Origin of the sequence: Intestinibacter sp., assembly GCF_034113885.1 — a bacterium.
In the GTDB taxonomy this organism is placed as follows: Bacteria; Bacillota; Clostridia; order Peptostreptococcales; family Peptostreptococcaceae; genus Intestinibacter.
Window position 1 is genome coordinate 1 of sequence record NZ_JAXEWM010000223.1, and the last position, 11291, is coordinate 11291.

10 protein-coding genes are annotated in these 11291 nt (G+C 27.2%); all 10 read right to left on the minus strand.

The window, feature by feature from the left end:
• Window positions 1-18 precede the first annotated feature (18 nt).
• Window positions 19-1566, minus strand: a complete 1548-nt coding sequence (locus tag SPD90_RS13485) for a DEAD/DEAH box helicase (protein WP_320925564.1) — start codon at window positions 1564-1566, stop codon at window positions 19-21.
• Between the two features lie 139 nt (window positions 1567-1705).
• A complete protein-coding gene (locus tag SPD90_RS13490; protein ID WP_320925565.1) occupies window positions 1706-2554 on the minus strand; it encodes a YARHG domain-containing protein in 849 nt (282 codons plus the stop codon).
• Between the two features lie 59 nt (window positions 2555-2613).
• Complete coding sequence (locus SPD90_RS13495; RefSeq protein ID WP_320925566.1) at window positions 2614-3534, minus strand: zinc ribbon domain-containing protein; 921 nt, start codon at window positions 3532-3534, stop codon at window positions 2614-2616.
• A 16-nt stretch (window positions 3535-3550) separates the two neighbouring features.
• Entirely contained in the window at window positions 3551-3745 is a 195-nt protein-coding gene (locus SPD90_RS13500; protein ID WP_320925567.1) for a zinc ribbon domain-containing protein, read from the minus strand.
• A gap of 225 nt (window positions 3746-3970) precedes the next feature.
• Window positions 3971-4264, minus strand: coding sequence for a zinc-ribbon domain-containing protein (locus SPD90_RS13505; protein WP_320925568.1), 294 nt, complete (start codon window positions 4262-4264; stop codon window positions 3971-3973).
• Window positions 4265-4279: 15 nt separating this feature from the next.
• Window positions 4280-5647, minus strand: a complete 1368-nt coding sequence (locus SPD90_RS13510) for a M48 family metallopeptidase (RefSeq protein WP_320925569.1) — start codon at window positions 5645-5647, stop codon at window positions 4280-4282.
• Between the two features lie 23 nt (window positions 5648-5670).
• Window positions 5671-5901 carry a hypothetical protein gene (locus SPD90_RS13515; RefSeq protein WP_320925570.1) on the minus strand — a complete coding sequence of 77 codons (231 nt, stop codon included), beginning with the start codon at window positions 5899-5901 and terminating at the stop codon, window positions 5671-5673.
• A gap of 202 nt (window positions 5902-6103) precedes the next feature.
• Window positions 6104-7126, minus strand: coding sequence for a restriction endonuclease (locus tag SPD90_RS13520; RefSeq protein WP_320925571.1), 1023 nt, complete (start codon window positions 7124-7126; stop codon window positions 6104-6106).
• A gap of 40 nt (window positions 7127-7166) precedes the next feature.
• The gene (locus SPD90_RS13525) at window positions 7167-8390 is read right to left on the minus strand and encodes a deoxyguanosinetriphosphate triphosphohydrolase family protein (protein WP_320925572.1); all 1224 of its coding nucleotides are present in this window, start codon (window positions 8388-8390) and stop codon (window positions 7167-7169) included.
• A 219-nt stretch (window positions 8391-8609) separates the two neighbouring features.
• Window positions 8610-11291: hypothetical protein (locus SPD90_RS13530; protein WP_331680587.1), on the minus strand; the 2682-nt coding region annotated here is incomplete at its 5' end.

Genomic DNA, 11291 nt, shown 5'->3' on the forward strand with positions numbered 1-11291 from the left:
AATTAATCACAAAGTTAGCTAACATAGCCTATCTATATTATCTTCTATAGCTTTATATGATTCCAATTGATTATCAAATACTATTATTCTATCATCCTCGCCATCATCATCTACCACACTATACCATCCATCAGGAACTATTGGCGAATTTGATTTGCTTGTGACATTAGCCACCATTCTAGAGTAAATATCCATAGTGACATCCCATGGAATACTTACCATTTTACCAGGCTTAGAACCTGAACCTGAATCCCCAGTTAGTCCATCTATTATAAACTTTGGATCAAGCCAGAACTTAAATTTTTCCCATGTATCATGGAAATCTACCACATTTAATGTATCAGTTCCACCTGCTACCTTTCCTCTCAATCCCCTACCTATCATTTGCATAAGTAGAGATTCACTATTTGTCTGTCTTGTAAGAAATACAGTCTGAATATCAGGGACGTCACTACCTTCTGTTAGTATTTGAACATTTATAAAAACACCGTCTTTCTTACTTTTAAATTCGTTTATTTTTTCTTGATTATTATTGTCCCCTGATATGCAATATTCACTAGTTATATCTAAATTATTTTCTTTAAAAACTTTCTTAAATTCTTGATCTAATGTATATGCATGTCTTTTATTTACTGCGAATACTAATGTTTTTCCGTATTTATCTTTATTTTTTATGTATTCATCAACTATTATTTTATTACGGTAAGCAGAATTTGCTAATTGTTCTTTTATTCTTTCTGACAATTCACCGTATTTTTCATAGTATTCTTCGTCGTTTTTATCTATATCAAACTTTACATTTCCTATTAGATTAGTTTCTATTTTTTTATATTCAGGACTGGCTAAAGTTCCATTTGTAATTAAATCCTTTAACTTAACTTCATAAATAAATTTAGGGTTGTCCTTATTTATTTTGGCTTTTTTGACATCTTTGAAGCAGTCAAACATCTTATAAAGTCTCATTTGCTCCGATTCCTGCATTCTAGTAGGGGTAGCTGTTAGACCTAAAAATACTCTATTTTTATTAAGCTTTGTTATTTTGTCTAATATTTTTCTAAATGATGGCATAACTGCATGGTGTGCTTCGTCTATAACTACAACTGCTTTTTCTTTTCCCTTTGTGCCGAGCATATTTTTTATAAATCTAAGCCCATTTTTTGATGCAGCTGATTGTATGCTACACACATATACATCGCTTTTTGATGCTTGTGACATCGAATAATGTTCTCCTGATATAGGCATGATACTGAATTTTTTTATACCGTAGTTAAGTAGTATTGGTGCTCTATGTATAAATGAATATGTAGCTTGCTCGATTAAATCCTTTCTATGGGCAAACCATATTACTTTATATCCTCTTGATACAGCACTTTGAAGTAGCCAATTGACTGCTGTGAAAGTTTTTCCACTTCCTGTAGGCATTACTAGCAATCCATTTTGTGGACTTGTAGGATTTTCTAAATCGAAATATTCATTTAAATTTTCTGTAGCTGCTTCTTGATATGGATATAGCTTTCTATTATCTAATTCTATTTTTGTTAAATCTACTGTTGTTCCGTAGTTCATTATTACTCCCCCTCACATTTGTAATAATTTAATATACTACAAATTCTATATTAAATTATTAATATCCTTTATAAAATTTGTAGTATTTTAGCTTTTTATGTTATAAACTGTATTTTTATATCCTTGTTTCTAACCTATACTATTTTCCTTCCATTTCTTGTATCAACTCAACATTAGCCCTCTCAACACTATTTAAATCAGCTTCTGTCCCAGTACAATCTGGATCTGGTACATACCAAGATTTATTTCCAAAATAATCGCTATATTCTTTATTTCTAAATATATATCCATGTCTAGCAAATATCTCATTTCTTATATATCCCAACTGTGTCTTCGTATATTTGCTAAGTTCATTTCTACTTAAATATCTCACATCACTATCAGCAATTATATAATCGTCGTCGTATTCATCTGAATAATCTTCTTCATCTTCATAATCGTTTTCTATAGTTTTATTTAAATAAATAAAATTATTTATATTATATCCATAACCTTCAGCTTTTTTTAAATAAATTGCACAAGATTCATAATCTTCTGCCTCAAAAGCTTTTTCAGCTTCTTTAATATAAACATCTATAGATAGATTATTAAAATCATCTTCTGTTAATACATTTTTCAAAGATTTTAATAATGATGTTGAATATGATCCACTATCCAATAATTCATCCTTCATTTTATCTAAAAGTTCTTTATTATAATCTATTTTTAATGCTTCTGTATAATATTCTACTGCTTTCCATGGCTGAACTTGATCATTACCTTTAGATACATAATATCTATACATTATACCATCTTTACTCAATATCATTCCTAAAATTACTAAAACAATACTTCCTATGAGTAATGCTATTATTTTTGTATTTACTTTTTTTATATTTTTAGGCTTTTGTTTATTCTCTTGTATTACTTGATCCAATTTTTCACAACAATCTTTGCAATAAATTGCATCATCCTTATTTTGACTTCCACATCCACTACAAATTTTCATAAAATCCTCATTCCATTTCATAATTATTAATAAAGTTTTATCTTAAAAATAATCTTTGTTTATTGATATTCCTTACTTATAAGTTTCCAATTTTTCATACTATATACTTTATAAGAATTATCATAGTTATATATTATATAATCTGCTGATTCTTTTTGTAATCGCTCACCATCTTCATTTTGTATAGTCCATTGCACTATACAAGATACTTTATATTTTCCATCAGATATTTTTTCTATTTCACTATTTTCATAATCATAAAGATATAACTTTGTACCATTTTCATATGTAGATGAAATTGATTTTCTTGTATCTTCATATTCAGGGCTACCCTCATACATATAGTCACTTACTAAATTAAAATCACCTGTATTTACAGCTTGCTCATATCCTTTAAGATAATTTGACATTAAACTTTCTATTTCTTGTGACGGTACATCTGAATAATCATCTACCTCATTATATTCCTCATATTTATTATCATATTCTAATGACTCTTTTTTATCTAAGCCATCTCTAAACTCAAATTCAACAGCATATAATATCTTATCTTTTGCATATATAGTTAATTTACTTTTTCCTATTTTTTTTGGCATTAAATAAAAAGTATTATCTTTTTTATAAGAGGTTGCTATATTAGTATTGTCTACAATTCCTTTTAATTCAATGTTTTTTTCAGAATCTAGTTTTGGTGTAATACCCACCACTTTATCATTTAAATCGAATATAAATACATCTTTTTCTACTTTATAATCTTTATCTATAACTACATCTGTTACATTTATATCATTAAATAAACTTGTTCTTAATATAAAATAACCTGCTATAACAAATAATAAACTGATAATAGCTATTATTGGCAGCTGGTATTTCTTATTATTTTTTTTATTTGATGGCTTTTTTTTAACTAAAATAGAACCACAATTTGCACAAAATTTTGCATTTTCCTTATTATTTTTGCCACAATTATTACATATCATCTAAATACCCTCCCAATTAAAATAATTGTTCTCCACAATTACCACAAAACTTTGAATTTTCTTTTACAATTCGTCCACAATTTGGACATAAATTATCTTGCTTTGTTTCTTTGATGCTGTTATTGTTATTGCTATCCTTAATAAACCATATCAATGACAAAATAATTCCTATAACCCCGATAATGATCATTGCAATTCCTATTATATACATTATTAAAACGCCTCCTTAAACGGCATATTATATTCTTATCTTTTATTGTAACATACTTTTTACTGGTATAAATTTACAAACTTAAAATTAAAAATCTAATTTATCTTTATCAAGCAATAAAATATATATATTTTCTTCTAAAAACAAAAGAAGAAGCTAAAATAATCTTATTTTCTTAACTTCTTCTATCAGTAACTATTAAATTTATATAATTTTATAAATTAATTATTTTAAAATCGTTCCACAATTCGAACAAAAAGTATCATTAACATCATTTTTCATCCCGCAATTTGAGCAATATATACTTTTTTGATTATAGCAATTTGGATTATACTTTTGTACATTATAATTATTATTAAAATTGTTAATTTGAATAGACGGTAAAATCAATATAGCTATTAAAGCAAATATTCCTCCCCAAAAACCTAAAATAGCCCATGTTTTTGGATTTCTACCTTTATTTTTAGCTATGTAACAACATGCTATTCCAAATACTATCCAACATATTAAAAGCCACATGCCTTACTCCCCCTCTTATACTCTTTCTCCACAAAAAGTACAAAATTTTGCAGTCGGTTTTAATTTGCTTCCACATTGAGTACAAAATTTTTGTACATAATTTATCTGATTACTTGTAATTTGATTATTTCCATTTCTATTTAAAATTCTCTTATATTCTCCATTATCATACCATGATTTTAATTCCTTTGCTCTAAGAACAGTCCAAGGATGATCCGAATTCATTATACTAAGATACTTCATTATTTTATTATATTTACTATTATCTAATTCTTCAAAATCTGTTGCTTGTTTTAATATCATTTCTGAATTAATTGAATCATAAAAATTATATGGAAACCCAGCTAATTTAGTCATAGTAGATATAGCCGCATCAATATTTTGACAAGCTAAAAGTCCTGCTCTGTCCGCTGTAAATTCAGATTTTCTATACCAATTATACATAAGAAGTGATACACCCTGTAATGCTAACTCTCCTAGCCCTAATGTAACGTTACCTACAATACTTGCTATAATAGGTAAAAATTGACTTATATTATGATATAAAACATGTTCGCTTTTTATATGACCAACTTCATGACCTAATATGAATAATAATTCATCATAATCAAGTAAACTCAAACAAGCTGAATCTACGACTATAATAGGATCATTACAACCTATTGTACAAGCATTTATAAATCCTTGTTTTACATATAATTTAGGAATTTTTTTCACATCTAATATTTCACAAACTTTACATAGTGCATCGTATAAATATGGTATATTTTCTTGAGTAACTAATATATTTGATCCTGTATATTGAATTTTACTAATACGTTCAATATCATACTCTATATATAATCTAACAACTTTTTCTATATTTTTATTATTCCTAAAATTTTCCAATGCCCTTGCATCATCAATATGCTCATATTCTCTTGATTTTAATCCAACTAAATTCTTTTTATTTTTTCTTATTGGAACTGATACAACTTTTGTAACTAAATTTGAAATATAATCATCTACTTCAATTAATACATTATAAAGCTTTAAATTTTTTTTATTATAATCCATTCTTATGTAATTTAATCTATCTTTATTAAAAAAATATGTACAATTTTCATAAACACTATCTTCTAAATTAAATTCCTTTGCAATTTCAATTAATCTGTTTTTTGAATTATTTATATTTTTTAATTTTTTATATAAAAATATATACGTATATAGAGTTACTTTTTGATTTAATGTTATATTTTTTTCTAGTGATAGTATTTCATTTATAGAATATCTATTTGATATTTTTATAACATCTTCTTCAAAATTATATAATTGTATAAACTCATTTAAATCATCTCTTTCTAATACTTTAACAATTATACTTTTTAATACTAAACCCTCCATAAATTTCTCCTTAAATCATTAAATTAAAACTCTGTTACATGTGTAAACACTCCATCATGTACTACACTATAGTTTCCATTTGGTGAATATATATTATGCATATTTCCCATATCCACAGTTGTATAAGTAGTAGTAGTAAATCCTAATCCACCATCTAAACCAACTGTTTGTCCAAATAATGCAGCTTTATTTTCTTCACTCTTTTTTTCTTCAATCATATTATCAATATTATTTATGTGATCCAATATTTTCATAATCTATACCCCCTAAATCAATTTATTTTTATATAATCCCTCTTATATACTTATAATTATATAACAAAAATCCTTATTTTTGTCTATTATTAAATAACTACTTCAATTTTTAGAATAAGTTTTTTATTTTACTTTGATAAACTCTTGATGAGTTTTTACATATAAATGTACTTTTTAGCATACAGTAACAGTCAATAATACTTTACACAATCGAAGGAATTCTACATATACCAAGCAAAACTTTAGTATTAACTGACAACTTATCTAAATTCTTGATTATTATATCAACAAGCCTTTTTCCATCCATTACTTTAATATTATTTTCTTTAGCTATTTTGCGAGTCTCTTCACTTATAAAACCACTAGTTATAAAATATCCTTCATAATCCTTATAATACTCATCTTCTAAAGCCTTTACAATTTGTTGTATCCCATAACTTCCACTCTCACCATGATGATGCTTCACTTGAATAAGTATCTTTTTACTCATAAAAGAATCTTCTTTAATTGCTGAAATATCTGCATCAGCATTTCCTTTAAATCTATTTTTTGCTAAAATTTTTGAATCATATCCTTCACATTTCATAATTTCACAAACTAAATTTTCCAACCCAATACCACCAGTTTGCAAATTAGTTTTTCCTCTTTGAATATTTTCAAGCAAACCTTTTTTTAATTTTTCTAACTCTATATTTTCTACTTCTTTCATTTTTTTAGAGTATGAATAAGATGGTGTTCTAAAAATTTCTTCTATTTCTTCTTTAAATTCATATAAATTAGATACTGAATTTCCAAGAACACGAAGTCTTCTTTGTAATCCCTCTGATAAATTTGTTCTAGGAATTACAAGTAACTTTCCATCTTGGTATCTATACGAAACTTCCCTTTGGTTGGCAAGATCTAAATCTTTTGATTCTTCAGAGTAAATTTCCTCATCCAAAGCTTCAGCAATAACAATATTTGAATTATAAGGTACTATTATAAAATCTCCTTTTTTAATTGTCTTAAATCTTTCTACTTCGTTTAATTTTCTAGATATAGTATTTTGCTGTTTTTCTGCATTTTTATAGTATTCTTCCCAAACTTTTTGTCTTAACCTTTCTGAATCTGCTTCTTCACTAAAATTAACTCTACTCCATCCAACTGCTACTACATTATTTTTAAAGAATATATCAAAATCCTCTTGATTAGAATTCATAGCTCTTACCATATAATAATTACGCATAAGTATTTCCTCCTTTTTTATCAACCTTTTCTTATTATTATTAAAACGTAATTAATCCTTCAAAACATTTGATAGCATATGAATCCGTCATACCAGAAATAAAATCGATAACAGCTTCTGTATAAATATATTTAGTATCTAATTTTCCATATATTTTTTCATTATTATATGAACCTTCTAAGCTACAATCTTGTAATATATCTTCATCACAATATTTTATTATCCAATTTTTAAACTCTTTTATTAATATGCCCTGTGATTCATTTAAATTTTTATCTAAATTAATAATTGTATTTTCTCCATCATAATATTTTATTAATTCCTCAAATATACTATTTATAATTAATTCTGCATATCCTTTGTAATAATCTAATTTTTTACTATTGTAGATTTTATCATAATTAAATTTCTTTATTTGATTAATAAAATTTAACTTGTCCTCTGAAAAGCAAATACCTTTATCAATTGAACTATTTTCCACAAGATCATTCATTAATTCATGTATTATCACAGATGTATTTACTGTTTGCTGTCCATGAATTTTTCCCAATGCATATAAGTCTCTTAAGTCTTTTTGTTTTATTATATTTAATAATAAAGCATCCTCTATATCTCTACCTAAATATGCAATTTTATCAGATATTTTTACTATGCATCCCTCCCAAGTAAATGGTTGAACCTCTCCAGGATTTTCTATTTGATTTAAATCAATTGTATCACTTCTAGGTATTATAGCATTTTCATCGACTTCTCCACAGTGACATACTATGCCATCTCTAACTGCATATGTAAGATTTAAATTTGCGAAATTTCCTTTATTATCTTGTAACAAATCTAATTTATCAACAACTCTTAACCCATTTTTTTCGTGCCAAAAAGAATCATTTAAATGCTCTTTAGTTAATTTTTTTATTATTTGTTCTCCTTTATGACCAAATGGTGCATGTCCTAAATCATGGCCTATTGCTATAGCTTTCGTTAATTCAAAATTTAAACCTAATTCTTTTGCTATTGTATAACTTATAGATTCTACATGTGCTACATGCTCCATTCTTGTACATATATGATCATTTCGTGTGTTGAAAAATACTTGTGTTTTATGTTTTAATCTTCTATAAGCTAAACTATGTAAGATTCTAGTATAATCTCTTCCAAAGTCACTTCTCATATCATTTTCTCTACTATATAACTCTCTTTCCCTATGAATAGCTTTTTTCCATTTGTTATTATCAACCATTGCAACATCTGAAAACTTTTTATTCATATATATCCCTCCATATCTAATATTTTAATCAATTTTAAATATTCAAATTATTTTAAAAAGTATTTTACAACTAGCTCTTTTGTGATAATAATTCAAAATATTTTCCTACTTATATTTTACTATATTATAAAATATTTTTATTAATAAACACAATTTATTCAAAAAATCCCAGCAAAAACTATGCCAGGATTTTAATTTTACCTTATATCTATATATTTTCTAAAACAGGCTAATCTGATCAACCTCTTCCTTCTTTATCTCAAATCTAGAAGAAACAATCTCCTTAACCATCTCTTCTCCCTTATAATGATTGCCCTTTAGCAGGCTCACATTATTTTTAAGTCTAGAATTTACAAGATCCAACACATAAATATTATCAAACCTATTATAAATAGATTCGCCCTTCAAGCCTGAAAGACATATAAGCTGCGTATTGCTCTTTTTGGCGATTTCCATAAGAGGCTTTAGCAGATGCTCTGCACTCGTCTGTGCAAACGGATTGTCCATTATAAGCACCTTGCTATCTTGAGAGAATTTGTAGACTTCATCGTTTCGCATATATGTCAATAAGCTACTTAAAACTACAAATGCTGATAAAAATCCTTCTCCACCTGAGTTTGTGCAGACTTGCTCCCAGCTTATGATTCGCTGTCTGTTTTCTTCTATTTTATAAAGCTTGACGTCGACGCTTCCTATTGATACTACTTCATTGTATAGATTTTTAGTAGTTATGCTGCTTGAGATAGTTTCTTCTATGTTTTCGTTTTTGTCTAGCTTGTTTAGGCAGCTTTCTGTCAAGGCTTCTAGTAGATTTTTTGTTTTTAGTCTGTACATTTCTTTGTTTTCATCCCAGTTTGTAGTTTGGATGTTTAGCATTTTTCTAGGGACTGAGTTTATGTTTACGGTAGAGTTTTGGTCTATTTTGCCTATGTTTATGTGAATCTCTAATATATAGTCGTATAGGAGGTCTACTACTTTTTCTTTTTCTTTAGTTATGATGTCTATGTCTGCACTTAATTTTTCTAGAGTTACTCTGTGCGCTTCTAGCGTTTGGTTTAAATTTGAGATAACGTCTCTTGGATTTAGGCTTATTCTCTTTAGTATTTCTAGAGATTTTCTGAAAAAGTCGTCGTCTTTAAATTCATCTATCATAAGCACATTGTCTATTTCTAGGTTTAAATTGCTGTGAGCAGAGTATTCATCGTCCTTTGAGTTTTTATAATCTCTTTTAAGCTCTGCGATATAGTTTTTTATATCTGGTATTTCGAGATTAAATGATATAGCCTTCGTACATTCGACATCTCTAAATTCAGCTAGATTTCCTAATTCTCTGTCTAGCTTGTCTATATTGGACTTTGATTTTGCCTTTGCAGCTTCTAGCTTTTTGGTTTGATTTTTTCTTTCAAATATTAAAGCGTCAAAATCTCTGTCCTTGACTAAATCTTTAGGTTTAGGTTCTTCCTTTAAAAATTTTTCTTTTAGAGTTTTATTTAGTATTTCTAGGTTATTTTTTACCTCTCCCTTCTTTTCAGCTATTTTGTAGGTTTCTTTATTTTTTACTTTTTTGTCTTCATTTAGCTCTTTTATTTTTTTATCTAAAAGAAAATATGTCTGACCGTTAAATATCACATTTTCTAAATCCTTATCTACTACGTTATAGTGGTTTTGTAAATCTATCAGCCTATTTTGTTTTTCAGATAATTCCTTATTTACTTTATCATATTGCTCTTCTAGCTCTTTTAATGTCTCGCTTATTTCTTTGGTCAAGGTCTCGTACTCAGCCTCTAAATCCTCGACATCCTTGTGAATTATCTCACCCTTTGTGTATTTTTCGTATTTTATATTTTTGTCCTTAGTATCTTTTAAACTATCTAATGTATATCTTTTTTCCTTTTCCAAAAGGTCTAATTTTTGATTTAGCTCGTCTTTTTCTTTTATTTTAGCTTCTTTATATGAATTTTTTTCTTCTTTTTTTATTGTAAGTTCATCTAAAGTCTCGACTGCTAAGACGTAATCCTCGTATTTCTTTGAGAAATCTTTAAAATCCTCCCATTCATTTTTTAGAGTATTTTGTTCTATGTTTAAATTACTTATAGATTTTTGAAGCTCTCCTTGCTTTTTAGAAAGATCTTTTGCTAAATCCTTTAACTCTATTAAGGCTTCTCCATTTTCTTTAAGTTCAGCTTTTATATTTTCGATATCCTTTTGTAAGACTTCGTATTCCTTCTTAGTTACAGGATTTTCAAGTATATAATAAGAAAATCCTTCATATTTTTTCTTGTCTTCTCTAGTATTTCCGATATCTTGATTTAATTTTTCTATATCCAACTCAAGCTTTAAAATCATAGCTCTTAGCTTTTCTTCATCTAAAAGGTTTTCGTTAAATGAAACTAAAAATGCGGCGTTATTTATAATTAAAATTTCATTTTCTCTATCGCCCACTACTTCCTCTAGGCTCTCTCTTAGAGCTATAGGTATAGGGTAAGAAGTAAATATATCTAGCTTTTCCTCTTTTAATTTATCTAGATCGTCTCTATTTAGTATTATAGAATACGGAAGCAGAGAGTTGTTTTTGATTATCTTTAAATTTTCCTCTTCACTTAAATTATTTTTCTTCAGCCACTGCATACCGTAGCCTACATGTACGTCCTTCTTCTTAAATACATCCTTTATATCGTCAGAAAGCTCGACCATCTCTCCTGATGTGATCTTTTTGAGCTCTTGTTCTTTTTTGTTTCTCTTTAGAGAAATCTTTTCTATAGATTGCTCAAATAAATCTATCTTATTTTTTAGCTTAGAAGCTATATAAATTCCATCGAATAAATAATCCTCACCGCTGTCTATATATTTCAATATGTCTTTTCTTTTGGCGATAATTTTTTCCATATCACTTAGCTTTAC

Coding starts and splice junctions, on each gene's coding strand:
- SPD90_RS13505 (WP_320925568.1), bottom strand. CDS start 4,264: ATGTGGCTTTTAATATGTTGGATAGTATTTGGAATAGCATGTTGTTAC.
- SPD90_RS13525 (WP_320925572.1), bottom strand. CDS start 8,390: ATGAATAAAAAGTTTTCAGATGTTGCAATGGTTGATAATAACAAATGG.
- SPD90_RS13520 (WP_320925571.1), bottom strand. CDS start 7,126: ATGCGTAATTATTATATGGTAAGAGCTATGAATTCTAATCAAGAGGAT.
- SPD90_RS13515 (WP_320925570.1), bottom strand. CDS start 5,901: ATGAAAATATTGGATCACATAAATAATATTGATAATATGATTGAAGAA.
- SPD90_RS13510 (WP_320925569.1), bottom strand. CDS start 5,647: ATGGAGGGTTTAGTATTAAAAAGTATAATTGTTAAAGTATTAGAAAGA.
- SPD90_RS13485 (WP_320925564.1), bottom strand. CDS start 1,566: ATGAACTACGGAACAACAGTAGATTTAACAAAAATAGAATTAGATAAT.
- SPD90_RS13490 (WP_320925565.1), bottom strand. CDS start 2,554: ATGAAAATTTGTAGTGGATGTGGAAGTCAAAATAAGGATGATGCAATT.
- SPD90_RS13500 (WP_320925567.1), bottom strand. CDS start 3,745: ATGTATATAATAGGAATTGCAATGATCATTATCGGGGTTATAGGAATT.
- SPD90_RS13495 (WP_320925566.1), bottom strand. CDS start 3,534: ATGATATGTAATAATTGTGGCAAAAATAATAAGGAAAATGCAAAATTT.